The sequence below is a fragment of the Hymenobacter sp. FMD4 genome (assembly GCF_058932745.1).
Genome location: NZ_JBZYWH010000003.1, coordinates 76,118 through 92,850, shown reverse-complemented (window position 1 = coordinate 92,850; position 16,733 = coordinate 76,118). Strand labels below are relative to the sequence as shown.

The 16,733-nt window shown below is 57.1% G+C and carries 16 protein-coding genes; 11 read left to right on the top strand and 5 right to left on the bottom strand.

The annotated features are described in order from the left end of the window. Positions 1-42 precede the first annotated feature (42 nt). A complete protein-coding gene (locus AC5FXY_RS04245; RefSeq protein WP_493555393.1) occupies positions 43-852 on the top strand; it encodes an ABC transporter ATP-binding protein in 810 nt (269 codons plus the stop codon). 78 nt (positions 853-930) lie between these two features. Here the strand turns inward: AC5FXY_RS04245 and AC5FXY_RS04240 are convergent, their stop codons facing one another. Beyond that, positions 931-1,488, bottom strand: a complete 558-nt coding sequence (locus tag AC5FXY_RS04240) for a YfiT family bacillithiol transferase (RefSeq protein ID WP_493555392.1) — start codon at positions 1,486-1,488, stop codon at positions 931-933. A 118-nt stretch (positions 1,489-1,606) separates the two neighbouring features. Between AC5FXY_RS04240 and AC5FXY_RS04235 the strand changes: the two genes are divergently transcribed. Beyond that, the gene (locus tag AC5FXY_RS04235) at positions 1,607-2,383 is read left to right on the top strand and encodes a CPBP family intramembrane glutamic endopeptidase (protein WP_493555391.1); all 777 of its coding nucleotides are present in this window, start codon (positions 1,607-1,609) and stop codon (positions 2,381-2,383) included. Between the two features lie 45 nt (positions 2,384-2,428). Here AC5FXY_RS04235 and AC5FXY_RS04230 read toward each other — a convergent pair whose 3' ends face one another. The 3 genes from AC5FXY_RS04230 to AC5FXY_RS04220 form a co-directional block, all read right to left on the bottom strand. Then, a complete protein-coding gene (locus tag AC5FXY_RS04230) occupies positions 2,429-3,055 on the bottom strand; it encodes a bifunctional nuclease family protein (protein ID WP_493555390.1) in 627 nt (208 codons plus the stop codon). Between the two features lie 184 nt (positions 3,056-3,239). Continuing rightward, positions 3,240-4,217: an electron transfer flavoprotein subunit alpha/FixB family protein gene (locus AC5FXY_RS04225; RefSeq protein WP_493555389.1), complete on the bottom strand. Its 978-nt coding sequence runs from the start codon at positions 4,215-4,217 to the stop codon at positions 3,240-3,242. A 122-nt stretch (positions 4,218-4,339) separates the two neighbouring features. Further along, positions 4,340-5,077, bottom strand: coding sequence for an electron transfer flavoprotein subunit beta/FixA family protein (locus AC5FXY_RS04220; protein WP_493555388.1), 738 nt, complete (start codon positions 5,075-5,077; stop codon positions 4,340-4,342). A 73-nt stretch (positions 5,078-5,150) separates the two neighbouring features. Between AC5FXY_RS04220 and AC5FXY_RS04215 the strand changes: the two genes are divergently transcribed. The 9 genes from AC5FXY_RS04215 (at position 5,151) to AC5FXY_RS04175 (ending at position 15,400) form a co-directional block, all read left to right on the top strand. Continuing rightward, positions 5,151-5,492 (top strand): tetratricopeptide repeat protein, encoded by a 342-nt coding sequence (locus AC5FXY_RS04215; protein ID WP_493555387.1) that lies wholly within the window; start codon positions 5,151-5,153, stop codon positions 5,490-5,492. A 397-nt stretch (positions 5,493-5,889) separates the two neighbouring features. Beyond that, the gene (locus tag AC5FXY_RS04210; RefSeq protein ID WP_493555386.1) at positions 5,890-6,567 is read left to right on the top strand and encodes a response regulator transcription factor; all 678 of its coding nucleotides are present in this window, start codon (positions 5,890-5,892) and stop codon (positions 6,565-6,567) included. Positions 6,568-6,691: 124 nt separating this feature from the next. Further along, positions 6,692-8,065 carry a sensor histidine kinase gene (locus tag AC5FXY_RS04205; protein ID WP_493555385.1) on the top strand — a complete coding sequence of 458 codons (1,374 nt, stop codon included), beginning with the start codon at positions 6,692-6,694 and terminating at the stop codon, positions 8,063-8,065. A 171-nt stretch (positions 8,066-8,236) separates the two neighbouring features. Beyond that, positions 8,237-9,532, top strand: a complete 1,296-nt coding sequence (locus AC5FXY_RS04200) for a TolC family protein (protein ID WP_493555384.1) — start codon at positions 8,237-8,239, stop codon at positions 9,530-9,532. Between the two features lie 45 nt (positions 9,533-9,577). Beyond that, positions 9,578-10,678, top strand: a complete 1,101-nt coding sequence (locus AC5FXY_RS04195; protein ID WP_493555383.1) for an efflux RND transporter periplasmic adaptor subunit — start codon at positions 9,578-9,580, stop codon at positions 10,676-10,678. Further along, on the top strand, positions 10,671-10,877 hold the full coding sequence (locus AC5FXY_RS04190) for a hypothetical protein (protein ID WP_493555382.1): 207 nt from the start codon (positions 10,671-10,673) through the stop codon (positions 10,875-10,877). Before AC5FXY_RS04195 ends, AC5FXY_RS04190 begins: the two co-directional genes overlap by 8 nt. Further along, the gene (locus AC5FXY_RS04185; RefSeq protein ID WP_493555381.1) at positions 10,870-14,031 is read left to right on the top strand and encodes an efflux RND transporter permease subunit; all 3,162 of its coding nucleotides are present in this window, start codon (positions 10,870-10,872) and stop codon (positions 14,029-14,031) included. Before AC5FXY_RS04190 ends, AC5FXY_RS04185 begins: the two co-directional genes overlap by 8 nt. A 141-nt stretch (positions 14,032-14,172) precedes the next feature. Further along, positions 14,173-14,448 carry a hypothetical protein gene (locus AC5FXY_RS04180; protein ID WP_493555380.1) on the top strand — a complete coding sequence of 92 codons (276 nt, stop codon included), beginning with the start codon at positions 14,173-14,175 and terminating at the stop codon, positions 14,446-14,448. 82 nt (positions 14,449-14,530) lie between these two features. Then, a complete protein-coding gene (locus AC5FXY_RS04175) occupies positions 14,531-15,400 on the top strand; it encodes a hypothetical protein (protein WP_493555379.1) in 870 nt (289 codons plus the stop codon). A gap of 351 nt (positions 15,401-15,751) precedes the next feature. Here the strand turns inward: AC5FXY_RS04175 and AC5FXY_RS04170 are convergent, their stop codons facing one another. Continuing rightward, positions 15,752-16,675, bottom strand: a complete 924-nt coding sequence (locus tag AC5FXY_RS04170; protein WP_493555378.1) for a DUF3078 domain-containing protein — start codon at positions 16,673-16,675, stop codon at positions 15,752-15,754. Positions 16,676-16,733 lie beyond the last annotated feature (58 nt).

The window sequence follows — 16,733 nt, the reverse complement described above, 5'->3', positions numbered from 1 at the left end:
GCTTTCATCACCTCACAAATTCACAATTTCTCCACTTGTGCCATGATTGAAATCCACAATATTCATAAGTCCTTCGGCGATGCGCCGGTGCTCAAGGGCATCAACTGCGTGTTTGAAACCGGAAAGTGCAATCTGGTTTTAGGCGGCTCCGGCACCGGCAAATCGGTGCTTCTCAAGTGCATTGTAGGGCTGCTGAAGCCCGATATCGGCTCCATCACTTTCGATGGCACCATCTTCACCAACAACAAGATTGAAATCCGGCAGGAAATCCGGAAGCAGATCGGAATGCTGTTTCAGGCTTCGGCGCTGTTCGACAGCCTGAACGTGTTCGAGAACGTGGAATTCCCACTGCGTATGCTCACGCCCGAAATGACCCGTGAGGAACGCCGCGACCGGGTGGAGTTCTGCTTAAAGCGCGTAGGCTTGGAAAATGCCGGCCCCAAAATGCCTTCCGAAATATCGGGTGGCATGAAAAAGCGCGTGGGCATTGCGCGCGCCATTGCGCCGAACTGTACCTACCTCTTTTGCGACGAGCCCAACTCCGGCCTTGATCCGCTGACTAGCATCAAGATCGACGAACTCATTTACGAAATCACCCACGAGTATAACATCACCACCGTTATCATCACCCACGACATGAACTCCGTAGTTGAAATCGGCGACCATATCGTGTACTTGCACAAGGGACAGAAGCTCTGGGACGGCACCAAAGACGAAATCCTGAACGCCCAGGTGCCCGAGCTGAAAGAATTTATCTTCAGCAGCAGCCTGGTGCGGGCAGCCAAAAAAGTGGAACAGGAAGGCGGTACGATTGATACGTCAATCGGCGAACCGATTTCGGGAAGCGAATAGTTTTTACGCTGGCTTCCAACGCAACAGGGCCCGCAGCTACTACAGCCGCGGGCCCTGTTGCGTTGGGAACTACTCAAATTACCAGCCCATGCGCTGGCGTAGGCTGGTAATTTGGGCCACGTGGTGACGCCCATGCCAGGCATACATCACCAACGCCTGATCCAACCGGAAAGCCTGCTGCATGCCGGGGTGAAAGAAGGTACGCTGCCACTGCTCGTCGGTAAGCTGGCTTAGCAGCACCACCCAGCGGGCGTGCAGGGCGTCGAGCAGAATAAGCGACACATCGGGCGGGACGATGGCAATGTCGGGCAGTTCGGCCCAGGCGGCTTCTTCGTAGGGCTTGATGGTGGGGTTATCCTCGGTGAGGGCCAAGCGGAAGCGCGTATAGGAATTCAGGTGCGAATCGGGCAGATGATGCAGCACCTGACGTACCGTCCAGCCGCCGGGTCGGTAAGCAGCATCAAACTGCAAGGCATTAAGGCCATCCAGTGCCTGGCGCAGCTCCGTAGGCAGCGCCATCAGTTGCTGAATATAGCCATGCCGCTCTTCAGTCGTAAGCGGTTGCTCGGGCAAGGTGTAGTGGCCGATGGGGTAACGCAGGTCGTAGTCGGGAGCGGAGTTTTCGGAAGTAGGCATAGAACGTGGGGCAAAAGGCTACGTAAGCAATGGTACAAGTCTACTGAATTACGGCCACGTAGGGGCAGAACCTCGCCGGTACGCCCGACGCGGCGGCGCTGTCCATAGTCCTACATTGATGAGTGCTCTTTCAGCCGCGCCCAGTACGCTGCTTCTCTGGATTGAATGGACCGTACTGTTTGTATTGGCGCCTATTGCCTTGGTTATCTGGTGGCAGCCCACGGTACTGGCTGCCCTGCTCCTACTCGTCACGGTAGCCGCGACGTGGTGGCTGCTGCGGCACCGCAAATTCGGTCAGTTGGCTTTTTGGCGCCCTACCAATGTGCGACGCGAAAAAAAACAGCTTCGTCGGTTACTGCGTCGTTTCCTGCCTTGCCTACTGCTACTGGCTGGGCTAGTGCTACTGCGCTACCCCGAGTATTGGCTCGATTTGCCCCGCCAACAGCCATGGACGTGGCTGCTGCTTCTGCTGCTGTATCCCTTATTGTCAGTATATCCACAGGAACTGATTTACCGGGCCTTCTTCTTCAGTCGCTACCGCTGCCTTTTTCCTTCCAAGCAGCTACGCGTATGGGTTAGCGCTGCCATGTTTGCCTTGCTCCACCTCGTGTACCAAAACTGGGTGGCCGTACTGCTGACCTTTATCGGAGGATGGTTTTTCGCCCAAACGTACGCCCGCACCCGCTCCCTGCGCCTAGTGTGGCTGGAACATGCACTTTATGGCATCGTGCTATTTACACTTGGCCTAGGCCGTTTCTTTGACCATCGGTACGTGGAGTCACGACCGGTAGCTTCCTCGCAAGTAACCAAAACCGAGGTTCGGTCCATTCCAGCCCAGCTCAAAACAGAACGGCCCGTTCCCAAAGCATTGGAAACGGGCCGTAGTGTCAAGTAAGTTAGTGGTAACCTCGTTTAAGCGTACGAGACCCAGCCTGAACTTCTACTCTTTGTTGTTGCGCTTGTTGAGTTCGTCGCGGATTTTGGCGGCTTTCTCGTAGTCTTCACGCTCCAGGGCTTGAGCCAGCATTTTCGTTAGCTCATCGAGCGAAACTTGCCCACTGGGGTCCCGGGGCTCGGTGGCCTCAGGCTTGGTGCGCGGGGTATCTTCGTCCTCGTCTTCATCATCTTCATCATCGGCTTCCGCACCTTCATCAAGGTCGGAAAGAATGATGCCGGCTTCGCTCATGACGCTTTCCACTGTATAAATCGGCACGCCAAAACGCAGACCAATGGCAATGGCATCGGAAGGCCGCGAATCAAGCTCAAACGTGGTAGCCCCGTCCGAGCAGATGATTTTGGAATAGAAAACGCCTTCTTTCAGATCAGAGATGAGCACTTCCAGAATGGTGACGTGCACCTGCTCGGCAAACGACTTGAACAAGTCGTGTGTCAAGGGCCGATTCGGATTTATCTTCTCGATTTGAATAGCAATGCTCTGGGCTTCGAACATGCCGATGATGATGGGCAGGCGCCGATTCCCATGCCGCTCGCCCAAAATCAGGGCAAACGAGCCTGACTGCGACTGGCTGGATGACAAGCCCAGTATTTCGAGCTGGATTTTTTTCAAGGGTCAGGGGGGACTAAGCTTACGCGGACCTGCGTGTTGGTTTTGGAGGACTCAAACTAGTCGTACTACGTGCAAAGAAAGCAAAGGCTTCAAGCTAGTGGCACGAAAATGAAAGAAAAGAAGCAGGGTCTTAAAAATCAGTTTGCAAACAAACCGATTTCTAAGACCCTGCTTCCGTTGGTCCTTAGCCCAATTCCTTGACGGCTTGGGTCAGCTTGGGCAGTACTTCGAATACGTCGCCCACGATGCCGTAGTCGGCCGCTTTGAAGAAAGGCGCTTCCGGGTCTTTGTTGATGACCACGATTACCTTCGACGAGTTAACCCCGGCCAGGTGCTGAATGGCACCCGAGATACCGCAGGCGATGTACAGGTTCGGCGATACGGTGATGCCCGTCTGGCCTACGTGCTCGTGGTGAGGGCGCCAATCTACGTCCGACACCGGCTTTGAGCAGGCCGTAGCCGCGCCCAGTGCCTTAGCCAGCTCCTCGATGAGGTGCCAGTTTTCGGGGCCTTTCATGCCTCGGCCACCAGATACGACCTTATCAGCTTCGGGCAGGGGCACACCGCCGGTTTGCTCCTGCATGATTACCTGCTTCGGCGCGTCGGCAAAGTCCTGATCGGTCAGCTGAGCTGAGAAAGATTGTACCTGAGCGGTCTGACCGCCATTGGCGGTGGCTTCCAGGCTGTTCTTCTTCAGCGCGATGATCTTCCGGTCGTTAAGCAGCACTACATCAGAGAAGGCTTTGCCGGAGTAAGCACCGCGCTTCACAATGAACTTGCCACCCTCGATGCGGGGCAAATCCACTACGTTGGTGGCCAACGAAGCCTGCAGGCGCACGGCTAGGCGCGAGCCTACCGAAGTACCTACGTTGGAGTTGGCTAGTACAATCACCTGAGCTTGTTCCTGCTCAGCTGCCGCGGCGATGAGCTTGGTGTAAGCACCGTTTACAAAATCTTTCAGGCGGGCATCGTTGTCATACAGCACTTTGCTGATGCCTTGCTCGCCTAGCTGAGCCAGGCTGGCCTCCGAGCCTTCGCCAACGGCAATAGCCGTGGCGGTGGTGCCCATGGCCTGAGCTACTTGTGCCCCGTAAGAGGCCACTTCCAGCGAAGACTTTTTTACTTCGCCTTTATCGCATTCTACTACTACGAGTACGGACATTTTCGGAGAGGTTAGAAGTAAGAGCTCGGAGCTGAAAGGAGGATAAAACCGGCTTATTCAGCTGCTTAATAAGAACTAGCGACAAAGCGCTAAGTTCTAAGCTCTACAATCTCGGTTCTGAGTTAGATTACCTTGGCTTCGTTGCGGAGCAGCTTGATCAGGTCGCCGGCACTTTCGGCCGGGATAAGCTTCACGCCTTGCTTTTTGGGCGGCAGAGCGTACTCCGTAACTTCTGTAGCAGCACCCTGGCCAGCGGCTTCCACCACTTTCAAAGGCTTGGTGCGGGCCGTCATGATGCCGCGCATGTTCGGGATGCGGGGCTCGCACATGGGCTCCTGGCACGAAACGACGAAGGGCGTCTGCACCTCTACGATTTCTTTGCCGCCTTCGATTTCGCGCTCCAGCGTAGCGGTGTTGCCGTTCACATCCAGCTTCATGGCCGGTGCCACCGTTGGAATGCCGAGCAGTTCGCCCACCATGCCGTGTACTTGGAAACCATTGTAATCAATGCTTTCCTTGCCCATCAGAATGAGGTCGTAGCCGCCGTCTTTGGCCACGGCCGCGATTTGCTGCGCCACGAAGAAAGCGTCGGTCGGCTTGGCGTTGACGCGGATGGCGTCGTCGGCGCCAATGGCTAGTGCCTTGCGAATATTGGGTTCGGTGTCGGCTTCGCCAACGTTCAGAACCGTTACGGTGCCGCCGAGTTGTTCTTTGAGCTCAATGGCGCGGGTCAGCGCATATTCGTCCCACGGGTTAATCACGAACTGCACTCCCGCCTTGTTCAACTCTTTGTTGTCAGGCGTGAAAGTGATTTTAGTTGTCGTGTCGGGAACGTTGCTGATGCAAACGAGGAACTTCATCAGGTCTGCTTATAGGTCAAAAGATGTGGGAAAGCCCCTAATTTCGGGCCGAAGATACTGGAAAATCCTGCCGATGGAAACCTCGCCTAGCCGCCTCCAACAACTGCTGGCCTTCTACGAAGAAGACCCTAACGACCCGTTTACGGTTTACGCCATTGCCACGGAATACCGCTCGGCTGGCGACCGGGAAAAGGCTTGGCACTACTACCAGCAGCTGCTCACCGTGCACCCCGACTACGTGGGAACGTATTACCACGCCGGTAAGCTCCAGCAGGAACTGGGGCAGGCTGCTGAAGCCGAACAAATATTCCGTTCGGGCCTCACCGTGGCGCGCCGTGCCGGCCAGATGCACGCGGCGTCTGAGTTGCAGCAGGCACTAAACCAGCTGTTAGGATTGGACTACGAGGACGACTAAACGGTCACGCTACGTCTGAAGTTGCAATAGCGTGGAAAAGGCTAGCCGTTAGTGCTGGCCTTTTCTTGTGGATCAAGCAAGCAGGAAAGGTCGTGTTGCTTGCAAAGTTTTAACAACGAGCGAGCCAAACTGTTGGCACGCCACTTTTACGGCAGCTTTGGCACTATGCCCCCTAAGCATCACCGGCAAGCCTGCCACAACGGCGCGTCGTAAATGGAAATGGCCTTGACAGGATTCAACACCAGTTGGCAAGCTCTTCGGCGGTCAGCAGACAGAACTCGTTGAGCCACCATAAACCACAGCTTTGCCAATTTTGTGCATCGGCTAAGGAGCTGTTTGCCCAGAAAACACACCGAGCTTAGTCAATCACGCTTCTTCAGCCCGCTTCATTTCCTTTATGAAAATTCTCCTCGTCGAAGACGAGCCGAAGGTGTCGGCTTTCATACGCAAAGGGTTGGAAGAAGAGCATTTCGAAGTAGAAGTTGCCTACGATGGCAACTTTGGGCGGCGACTAGCTTTGGCAAACGCCTATGATTTGATTATTCTCGACGTCATTTTGCCGGGCATGAGCGGCTTTGAGGTACTTAAGGCCATCAGGACGCACGATCAGCACATTCCAGTACTGATGCTCACTGCTTTGGGCACCACTACCGACAAGCTCGAGGGCTTTGATGCCGGCGCCGACGATTACCTAGTCAAGCCGTTTGACTTTCCGGAACTGCTGGCCCGGGTACGTGCCCTAACCCGGCGCCGCAGCCAAGTAACCAAAGGCGCCACGCTGGAACTGGCCGATCTGGCGATGGATACCGCTGCCAAAACCGTAAGCCGAGCCGGGAAGCCCGTGAAACTTACGGCGCGGGAATTCAACCTGTTGGAACTGCTCTTACGCAACAAAGGCCGGGTACTGAGCCGGGCCGAAATTGCGGAGCATACGTGGGAAGAATCATTCGACTCGGGTTCAAACATTATCGACGTCTACGTCAACTACTTGCGCAACAAAGTCGATAAGCCTTTCGATCAAAAGCTCATTCACACGGTGGTGGGCATGGGCTATGTGATGCGGGAAGAGCCCTGAAATAAGCGCTGCACAGGCCATCCTTTGGGCCGAAATTCCGAGCTTTAGTTACTCGCGCCTGCCTGCGGCTTTTCTTCTCGCGGCTCGGGCTTGGTGTTTTTGAATCCACACAGCCTCCTTCGTCTTGACCATTCGCAACCGCCTCACGTGGCAGTTCCTAGGCTTGGTAGCTATCATTCTGCTGGGCACCTTGTCGGCCACGCTGGTGCTGCATGCGCAGTACACGCACGATCAATTCAACCTGCGCCTGCGCGACCGGGCCAACATTACTGGCTATATATTTCTGGAGCGCGACGAAATGCGAGCCAGTGCCTTTCGGGACTTCGAAAAGCGTTTCCTGCAGACTTTGCCCACCGAAGTGCTGCAGGTTTACGACGCCCGGCTGCAGCCCCGATTTTTGCAGGAAGACCGCCGCATACAGTTGTCAGAAAAGATTCTGGCTCAGATTCTGGCTGAGAAGGAGGTGTTTTTCACCATCGGCTCTCGCCAGGCCGTGGGCCTATTTTACAGCGACAACCAAGGCGATTATATCATCGTGGCGGCAGCTGAAAATGGCTTCGGCAAGGCCCGTATGAGGTACATGGCGTATTCGCTGGCTACGTTATTTGTTATCGGGCTGATTATCACGTACGCCGCCGGCCGATTCTTTGCCGGTCGCGCCCTCGCTCCCATCGCCGACCTCAACGACAATGTGGACCGTATTACGGCCCGCGACCTGCACCTGCGCCTGCAGGAAGGCACCACCGACAAACCCGACGAAATAGCCCGCCTGGCCCGCACCTTCAACCGCATGCTGGAGCGGCTCGAAGACCGTTTTGAAAGCCAGGGCACTTTCGTGCGCAATGCTTCCCACGAGCTACGGACACCGCTCACGGCCACCATCGGTGAGCTGCAAGTACTGATGGCCCGCGAGCGGGATGCCCCGGCGTACCGAGAGGCCCTGGCCTCGGTGCTGACGGAGCTTCAACAGTTTCGGGTGCTGGTTAACAACTTGCTGGAACTCGCCCAAACCGATACCATGGATGTACCAAGTGCGGAGGAAGTGCGCGTGGATGAGCTGCTATGGGAAGTGCGCGACGCCCTCCCCGCCGACCAGCGCCCCCGGGTGCAGGTACACATGGGTCAGCTGCCAGCCGAGGCTGAACAGCTGGTGGTGCGCGGCAGCCGGCCGCTACTGCTGCGAGCCATCAGCAATCTTGTGGAGAATGCCTTGAAATACTCGCCTCTCGAGGAGCCAGTCCAACTGCAGTTTGATTACGAATTAGGGGCCATGCACCTGCGGGTACTCGACCGTGGCATTGGCATCACAGAGAAGGATTACGCCCGGCTGTTTCAGCCGTTTTTCCGCGGTGATAATGCGCGCAATGTAGTTGGCCACGGCGTGGGCTTACCACTGGCCCGCAACATCGTGCAACGGCACGGCGGTGGTCTGGAGCTCCGGCCAAGACCGGGCGGGGGCACGCAGGCCGAGATAATATTCAACCAGACAAGTCAATAGCACTTTTCATTTATTGATTCTTGCCAATAACAGGAAGTCAAACCCAAGCCTGTTTTTCAGCTGCGAAGGGCCTTTTTTGAGAATACTTCCGATTCTAATCGTGTTCTAATCCAACTCTAATTCGCTCCTAATAGCGTAGGCTTAGACTTGTAGCGTCTATTTCTCCGACGCATGCATTTCGCTCCTTTCCGCATCTTTTCATTAGCTGCGGGCCTGCTGCTGATGGTCACTACGGCCCGCGCCGCCGCTCCGGTCGATACCGTCCAGCTCGAGTTAGCTCAGGCCGAGCGCCAGTTCATCGATCAGAACTTTACGTTGCTGGCCCAGCGCTACAATGTATCGGCGGCTGAAGCCCAGATTCTGCAGGCTCGGCTGTGGGACAACCCGGTGATTTCACTGGAGCAGAACACCTACAACCCGCAGACCGGCAAGCGTTTCGACGTAACCAAAACCGGCCAGAGCATCGTGCAGGTGCAGCAGCTATTTGCCATTGCAGGTCGGCGCAAAGCGGCCGCCCGCGTGGCGCAACAAGCGGCACTGGCCGAGCAGTTTACGCTTCAGGACCTGCTGCGTACACTACGCTTTCAGCTGCGCACCACTTTCTACGACCTGTACTTCAAGCAGCAGTCGTTGCGGGTGTACGATCAGCAGATTGCGGCCTTCCGCCGCACCGTCGGCCTGTACGAAGTGCAACACCAGAAGGGCAACATTGCCCTAAAGGACGTGGTGCGCCTGAAGGCCTTTCTTTTCGACCTCGAAACCGAACGGCAAAACCTGCTGCGCGACATTGCCCAGGACCAAACCGACCTGCACGTGCTGCTGCGGGCCGATAACGCAGCTGCCTACTACCAGCCGCGGGTGTCAGTAACTGCCATCCGGGCCTTGTCGCTGCGCCAGGCGCCAGAAATCAGCACCCTGGCCGACTCGGCTCAGGCTTTCCGGGCCGATGTACGCGCCCGCCAGGCCCATCAACAGCAGCAGCAGGAGAACCTACGGCTGCAACGTGCCCTTGCTGCGCCCGATTTGGCCTTGGGCTACGTGTATGACCGCGCCGGCTCCTACATCCAGAACTACAATGCCGTGACGCTGGGCGTGGCCGTGCCCATCTTCAACCGCAACCAGGGCAACGTGCGCACCGCCCAAGCCCAGCTGGAAGGCAGCAAGCTGCAGCTCCAGCAACAGCAGCTGCAGGTGCGCGCCGAGGTACAGCAGGCTTACGAACTGGCCCGGCAGGCTGAGCAGCTGGCTGAGGGCACTGACCGGGGCGTCAACGACTTCGACCGCCTTATCGAGGGCATCGAGCAGAGCTACGCCCGCCGCAACATCACCATCGCGGAGTTTCTGGATTACTACGAGAGCTACAAGGAAAACCTGCTGCAGCGCAACGAGCGCACCAACAACCGCATCCGGGCCTACGAGCAGCTGAACTACGCCGTGGGCCGCCCGGTGCTTACACCCGCCCAGTAAACCAGCTTTTCGCCATTGACATCCGTGTCAACCTACTTCTCTACCATGAACCGCTTTGCTTCCTGCCTCTCCCCTGTCGCGCTGCTCGGTGTGCTCACGGGCTTCTCGGCCTGCACCCACTCCGGGGCCACGGCGCCCGCATCTCAGGAAGGCTTCACGCTTTCCGATACCATGCTGCGCGAAATCAAGCTGGACACGGTGCACGCTCAGCCGGTGCGCGCCGAACTCACGCTTTCGGGCCAGATCTTGTCCAACGGCGACCGTACCGCCAAGGTATTTCCACTGGTAGGCGGTGTGGTGGAAGACTTGCGTGTAGAGCTCGGCGACTACGTGCAGAAGGGACAGGTGCTGGCCATCGTGCGTTCGGGCGAAATAGCCGACCTGCAAAACCAGAGCAGCACCGCCGGAACCGACCTGGACATTGCGCGCAAGAACTTGGCCGTCACCGAGGATCAGTTTCAGGCAGGTTTAGCCTCGGAGCGCGAGGTGGTACTGGCCCGGAAGGAGCTGCAGAAAGCCGAGAGCAACGTGGGCAAGTCGCGCAAGCAGATGGGCGTGTACGGCGTGACGGCTGATGGCAAATACGCTGTGCGGGCGCCCATCTCGGGCTTCATCACGGAGAAAAACGTGACCGAAAGCATGCAGTATACCAACGAGAACGTGGACCACTTCTTCACCATCGCCAACCTGGACGATGTGTGGATCATGGCCAACGTGTTCGAATCGGACATATCGAAGGTCAAGGAGGGATACACCGCCGACGTGACCACCCTTGCCTACCCCGACAAGCACTTCCAGGGCCACATCGACAAGGTGTTCAATGTGCTCGACCCCGACGCGAAAGTGATGAAAGTGCGGGTGCGGCTCAAGAACCCCGATTTTCTGCTCAAGCCGCAGATGTACGCGCAGGTAAAGGTGCTCAACACCGAGAACCGCCGCATGCTGGCGGTGCCCGCCGAGGCCATCCTTTTCGACAAGGACCGCCACTTCCTGATGGTGTACCGCGACCGGAAACACGTGGACACGCGCGAGGTGAAGGTGCTCAAGTCGGTATCCGGCACGAGCTACGTGGAGTCGGGCGTGAAGGAGGGCGAGGTTATCATCAGCAAAAATCAGTTGCTTGTCTACAACGAGTTGAATGACTAGCTCAGACTTGGACGCCTGGGGACTGCGCCTGAGCACCGCAATGGCCGCCCCCTTTACGCTGGCCGAATGGGGCTTGCGCCTTGCCAGCCCCGCGCCCGCCACGGCCGAAGCTGCGTTGCCAGCCTCGTCGCCGACCGAACCTGCTCCGGTGCTAAAACACCCCGCCCACTGCCTTTGCCAGCCGGAAAAGCATGAATAAGTTCATCCAAGGCATCATTGCCTTTTCTCTGAAAAACCGCGGGTTTGTGTTTCTGATGACGGCGGTGACCATTGTGGCCGGCGTAGTCAGCTACCGCAACACGCCCATTGAGGCGTTTCCGGACGTCACCAACACGGAAATCACCATCATTACCCAGTGGCCCGGACGCTCCGCTGAAGAAATCGAGAAGTTTGTCACGGCGCCCATCGAAATAGCACTGAACCCGGTGCAGAAGAAGTCGAGCGTGCGCTCCACTTCACTTTTCGGCTTATCGGTGGTGAAGGTCATTTTCGACGATGGCGTGGAAGACTTCTTTGCCCGTCAGCAGGTAAACAACCTCCTGATGGCCGTGGACCTGCCGGATAGCATCGACCCGGAGGTGCAGCCTCCTTACGGGCCTACCGGCGAAATCTACCGCTACACGCTGGAAAGCAAGACGCAAACCGTGCGGGAGCTTAAAACCATTCAGGATTGGGTGGTGGAGCGCAACCTTAAGGCCGTGCCCGGCGTGGCCGATGTGAACAGCTTCGGCGGCGAGGTGAAGAGCTACGAAATCAGCGTGGACCCCACCCGGCTGCAGACTTACGCCATTACGCCGCTGGAAGTGTACGAAGCCATCCAACGGTCTAATATCAACGTGGGCGGCGACGTCATCAACAGCGGTCAGCAAAATTTCGTGGTGCGCGGCATCGGCCTGCTAAACAACATTGCCGATATCAACAACACCGTCATCAAGAACGTGAACGGGGCTCCCATTCTGATTCAGAACGTGGCCCGGGTCCAAGAGTCGGCCCTACCCCGCCTAGGCAAGGTGGGTCGCGGCCTCGAGGACGACAAGGTGGAAGGCATTGTGGTGATGCGCAAGGGCGAAAACCCCTCGGAGGTCATTGCCCGCCTGCAGGAGAAAGTGCGGGAGCTTAACGAAAAGATTCTGCCCCGCGGTGTGCAAATCAAGACCTTCTACGACCGGCAGCAACTCATCGACTTCTCCACCGAAACGGTGATTCACAACCTGCTCGAGGGCATTGTGCTGGTGACAGTGATTGTGTTTCTGTTCATGGCCGACTGGCGCACCACGGTTATCGTGTCGGTAATTATCCCGCTGGCCCTGCTCTTCGCCTTCATTTGCTTGCGCCTGAAGGGCATGTCGGCCAACCTCTTGTCGATGGGGGCGATAGACTTCGGTATCATCATCGACGGCGCCGTGGTGATGGTGGAAGGCCTCTTCGTGGCCCTCGACCACAAAGCTCATAAGATGGGCATGGAGCGCTTCAACAACGTCGCCAAGCTGGGGCTCATCAAGAAGACCGGCCGGGAGATGGGCAAGGCTATCTTCTTCTCCAAAGCCATCATCATCACCGCTCTGCTGCCCATTTTCGCTTTCGAGAAGGTGGAAGGCAAGATGTTTTCGCCCCTGGCCTGGACGCTGGGCTTCGCCCTGCTTGGCGCGCTCATCTTCACCCTCACGCTGGTACCGGTGCTCACCAGTATTCTGCTGCGCAAAAACGTGGTGGAAAAAGAGAACTTCTTTGTGCGCGGCATCAACCGCGGCGCCTTACGCATGTTTCGGCTTACTTATGGTCACAAAACCCTGAGCCTTCTGGTAGCGACGATAGTGGTGGCGGTAGGCTTAGGTGCTTTTAAGTTGCTAGGCTCCGAATTTCTGCCCGAGCTGAACGAAGGCTCTATCTACGTGCGGGCGCAGCTGCCCTTGAGCATTGGGCTGGACGAATCCAACAAGCTCAGCAACGACATGCGCCGGGTGTTTCTTTCTTATCCCGAGGTATCGGACGTGGTCAGCCAAACCGGCCGCCCCAACGATGGCACCGACCCCACGGGCTTTTACAACAATGAGTTTCTGGTGCAGATAAAGCACACCAAGGAAGTTCAAAACAAGATGAAGAAGGCCGCTTACCGCGAGGCCCTCATCGAGGACATGAAGCGTAAGTTGGCGCGCTACCCGGGCGTGGTGTTCAACTTCTCCCAACCCATCATGGACAACGTGGAGGAGGCTGCTTCCGGCGTAAAAGGCTCGATTGCGGTAAAGATCTACGGGACTGATCTGGGGCTGATGGAGGGCAAGGCCCGAGAAGTATACAATGTACTAAAAAGCGTAGCCGGTATCGACGATCTGGGCCTGCTGCGGAACATCGGGCAGCCCGAGCTGCACGTGGAGCTGGATGAGCAGCGCATGGCCAGCTACGGTGTGAGCAAAGCCGACGCCAACGCCGTGCTGGAAATGGCCGTGGGCGGCAAACAAGCTACCCAACTGTATGAGGGCGAGCGGAAATTCCCGGTGCGTGTACGCTACGAAGCGCCCTACCGCCAAACGCCAGCCCAGATCAGCCGCCTGATGGTGCCCACGCAAGCGGGCAAAACGATTCCTATTTCGGAAATCTCGCACGTGTCACCCGTAACCGGTCCGTCGCTTATCTACCGCGACGATAACAAGCGTTTCGCCGCCGTGAAATTCTCAATACGCGGCCGTGACATGGGTTCGACCATTGAAGAGGCCCAGAAAAAGGTGGAGCAGGCAGTAACGCTGCCCAAGGGCTACTCCATGAGGTGGACCGGGGACTTTGAAAACCAGCGCCGGGCCACCCAGCGCCTCATGCAGGTGGTACCCGTCTCACTCGGCCTGATCTTCTTCATCCTCTTCATCTTGTTTGGCAACCTAAAAGACGCCGGGCTGGTGCTGCTGAACGTTCCCTTTGCCATCATCGGCGGCATTGCCTCGCTGCTTATCACGCACACCAACTTCAGCATCTCGGCGGGCATTGGCTTCATCGCCTTGTTTGGTATCTGTATTCAGAATGGCGTGATTCTTATCTCGGTTTTCAAGCAGAACATGTTGAAAAAGGCAAGCCTCGACGACAGCCTTTACAACGGAGTGAAAACCCGAATCCGGCCAGTGGTCATGACGGCCCTTATGGCCACCATTGGGCTATTACCGGCAGCGCTGAGCACCGGCATCGGGTCCGAAACCTCTAAGCCACTGGCCATTGTGGTAATCGGCGGGCTTATCACGGGTACTCTGCTCACACTGTTCATCTTCCCTCTGATTTTCGAACGCGCCTACCGCGCCGAGCATAGCAAATACGGCCCGCCATCTGACGACTTGGAGCCGCAACAACGACAACTGGCTACGGCCTAATAATTTTTGGTTTGGTTAGTGAAGGAAAACCCTCCGCGTTTCGCGGGGGGCTTTTTGTTTCGGCTACCCCAAGCCGGGGCTCAAACCGTGCCCCTCAACCTTCCCATATAATTGCTTACTTGGTGGCTCATTTGCTGCCGCATGACGTCTTCCATCGTTACCGTTTGCATCGAATCCGCGCCCGGCTACTTGGTGGTAGCGCTGAGCTGCCGGGCTACTGGCGCCGAACGCTGGACCCGGCGTTTTCCGGCGGTGCTGTGGGAGCTGTTGCCCGCCGATGAAATTGCTGATTTGTTGGCCGATGCCTTCCTGCAAGAGCATCCTGAGCTGGCGGCCGATGCTCTTTTTCGCGCCCGGTTTACGGCTGAAATTCAACTGGCCCTGGAACCGCAACCCATGCCGGCACAACTCAGTTAAAGCGCTGTCGAGCTTGCAGATAGCTGTAACAAACGGCTTTGGAGCAGGGTAAAAGAATGGATCAACCAAAATCCATATTCCCATGCCCAACCGCGAAAAACTCCGCACCGACGACTTCGAAGAAGGCGGCCGCAACCAATACCGGCACCATCACGACATTCGCCGCGACGACACTAACGAATCGTACGAAGAGCGCACCTACGGGCGCAGCAAGCCCAGTGAGCGAAGCCACCCTACGTACGCAGCTTCCGACCGCATTGGGGCTTACGGCCAAAACGACGGCCACGGCGCCCTGAACCAGCACCGGCCCGGTTCGCACCAGTCGCGCGAGGAGGACCGCTACGGCCAGCAGGACCGCCGCAGCTACAATGACAACCGTGGCAATTCCGGTGCCGACGCCAGCAACCGTGGTGGCCGCTCCCAAACCGGCGAGTTTGAGTATTACCGCCGCGACAACGCTCAGTTTCGGGGTTACCCCGACGACAACGACCGTCGCCAGTACGCTACCTACCGCGACGACAGCGCGCCGGGCTACATCAACTACCAGCACCAGCGCCCCGGTGGCATCACTCCGCGCGACCATGACCGCGACGATGCCCGCGTGCACGGCCATGAAGCTTCCCGCGGCCGCGACCAATACTCACGGGGCTACTCTGACCGCGGCCACGACCCGTACCAGGGCAGCTACGATCAAGAAGACCAAAACCGCCGACGTCAAGGCGACGACCGGCGTTACCAAGAGCGGGATGATCGTCGCGGCGACCGGGACCAGCGCAACAGCCGCCGCGAGTTTGGCTACGGCAATGACTACTCCAGCTCGCTCTACGACGACAACAGCCGTAACCGCACCAACCGCGGCCACGACAACCGCGACGACCAGGACGACCGCAATCAAGGCCAAGGCCGCGGCTCTAACGATTACGATGACCGCCACAACCGCAGCTACCGCTAGATTAGCCTGACACCCAGCAGCCGCCCAACGCACCAGTCGGGCGGTTGCTGGGTGCATACGCCCTCCTACACGAATGCCATAGCATAGTAAATCAGTAGTTATCGGCTCGCCCCGGCCAACTAGCAATAGCAGCTCCGATCTTACCGTCTTGCACATTTGACAAGACTGCCATGCGGCTTCAAGAAAGATATCCCCGACGTCAAATTCAGCCTGCAACGCTTCGCTGGCAAAACCGGAACCATTTCGATGCCTTGAAGCCGGCCCATTATGGGCTTCGATACCCTACGAAACACAGCGGCGTGCCCAGGTAAAAAGCACCTGAGCACGCCGCTTTTCTTTATCCTTTTTAGCTTATTTCTTTTCGTCGGGGTGGTTTTGGAAAGTATAGAGGAAGCCCACCGACAGCGCTTGGCTGGCCTGAATCTTTCGGTCTTGGTCGTAGTCGTACAGGCCTATGCCGGTAAGAGCCACGTTCACGTAACGGTTGACTTTAGCCGTAAAGGCTAGCTCCAGTCGGTGGTCTATTTTACGAAATGCCAGCGTTTCGTAGTTCGCAAACAGTACGTAGCGAGCTTTTAGGTTGACGTTCTGCATGATTTCTTTATCTAATTCCGACAAGACCTGCGCCGCCAGTATCTCGTAGCGCACTTGCCTAGTCGGCCTCACGCCATAGGGATTCTCGCCCACCGTCGCCACGAATCGTTCGGGGTCGTTGACGATGGTGATACGCGGCGAAAACGGTGCTAGCCGCAGCTTGAAATAGGTAGCGGGGTGGTACTCGAAGCCGTAAGCGGAAGTGATAAACGCCGGCGCAAACCAAGAAGACACGAAGCGCGCCCGGTCGTTCCCAGCGGCGTCTTTATCGTACTCGTACCCCGGCGCAAACTGCGTGAGCAGGTTCAGCGAAGCAAACAGACTCCAGTCGGAGCTAATGCCATAGCCGTATTTCGTGTCGAGAAAGATTCGGTCCTGGTTTTTGCGGTAGCCTTGACCCTTGTTGTTGGCAAAGGCAAATAGCATATCGGCTTGATTGTCCCAGCTGTTGCGGCCGGAGCGGTAGTTGGCCTGGCTATTAAGCAAGGAGTTCAGCCCAATGAAGCTGACGCCTCCGCCCTTCCAGTTATCTGACAGCAGCGCCTGACTGACGTTCAACGAAGCTTTGAACTTGGTTTTCCAGGGGGACAGCGTATCAGCGGCGACACTTTGTGCCTGGGCTGGCGGCATGAGCACAGCCCACAGCGTGCCTGCTACCAGTAGCGAGTAAAATGATTTCATGCGATGAGGGCGGCAAATAGTACAAAGGCTTGCCACGGCCCAAAGCTCGGCAAAGCTT

What these genes read in the sequence shown, in the direction of transcription:
- AC5FXY_RS04245 (WP_493555393.1), top strand. Translation starts at nt 43, where the DNA reads ATGATTGAAATCCACAATATTCATAAGTCCTTCGGCGATGCGCCGGTG.
- AC5FXY_RS04240 (WP_493555392.1), bottom strand. Translation starts at nt 1,488, where the DNA reads ATGCCTACTTCCGAAAACTCCGCTCCCGACTACGACCTGCGTTACCCC.
- AC5FXY_RS04235 (WP_493555391.1), top strand. Translation starts at nt 1,607, where the DNA reads ATGAGTGCTCTTTCAGCCGCGCCCAGTACGCTGCTTCTCTGGATTGAA.
- AC5FXY_RS04225 (WP_493555389.1), bottom strand. Translation starts at nt 4,217, where the DNA reads ATGTCCGTACTCGTAGTAGTAGAATGCGATAAAGGCGAAGTAAAAAAG.
- AC5FXY_RS04220 (WP_493555388.1), bottom strand. Translation starts at nt 5,077, where the DNA reads ATGAAGTTCCTCGTTTGCATCAGCAACGTTCCCGACACGACAACTAAA.
- AC5FXY_RS04215 (WP_493555387.1), top strand. Translation starts at nt 5,151, where the DNA reads ATGGAAACCTCGCCTAGCCGCCTCCAACAACTGCTGGCCTTCTACGAA.
- AC5FXY_RS04210 (WP_493555386.1), top strand. Translation starts at nt 5,890, where the DNA reads ATGAAAATTCTCCTCGTCGAAGACGAGCCGAAGGTGTCGGCTTTCATA.
- AC5FXY_RS04200 (WP_493555384.1), top strand. Translation starts at nt 8,237, where the DNA reads ATGCATTTCGCTCCTTTCCGCATCTTTTCATTAGCTGCGGGCCTGCTG.
- AC5FXY_RS04195 (WP_493555383.1), top strand. Translation starts at nt 9,578, where the DNA reads ATGAACCGCTTTGCTTCCTGCCTCTCCCCTGTCGCGCTGCTCGGTGTG.
- AC5FXY_RS04190 (WP_493555382.1), top strand. Translation starts at nt 10,671, where the DNA reads ATGACTAGCTCAGACTTGGACGCCTGGGGACTGCGCCTGAGCACCGCA.
- AC5FXY_RS04185 (WP_493555381.1), top strand. Translation starts at nt 10,870, where the DNA reads ATGAATAAGTTCATCCAAGGCATCATTGCCTTTTCTCTGAAAAACCGC.
- AC5FXY_RS04180 (WP_493555380.1), top strand. Translation starts at nt 14,173, where the DNA reads ATGACGTCTTCCATCGTTACCGTTTGCATCGAATCCGCGCCCGGCTAC.
- AC5FXY_RS04175 (WP_493555379.1), top strand. Translation starts at nt 14,531, where the DNA reads ATGCCCAACCGCGAAAAACTCCGCACCGACGACTTCGAAGAAGGCGGC.
- AC5FXY_RS04170 (WP_493555378.1), bottom strand. Translation starts at nt 16,675, where the DNA reads ATGAAATCATTTTACTCGCTACTGGTAGCAGGCACGCTGTGGGCTGTG.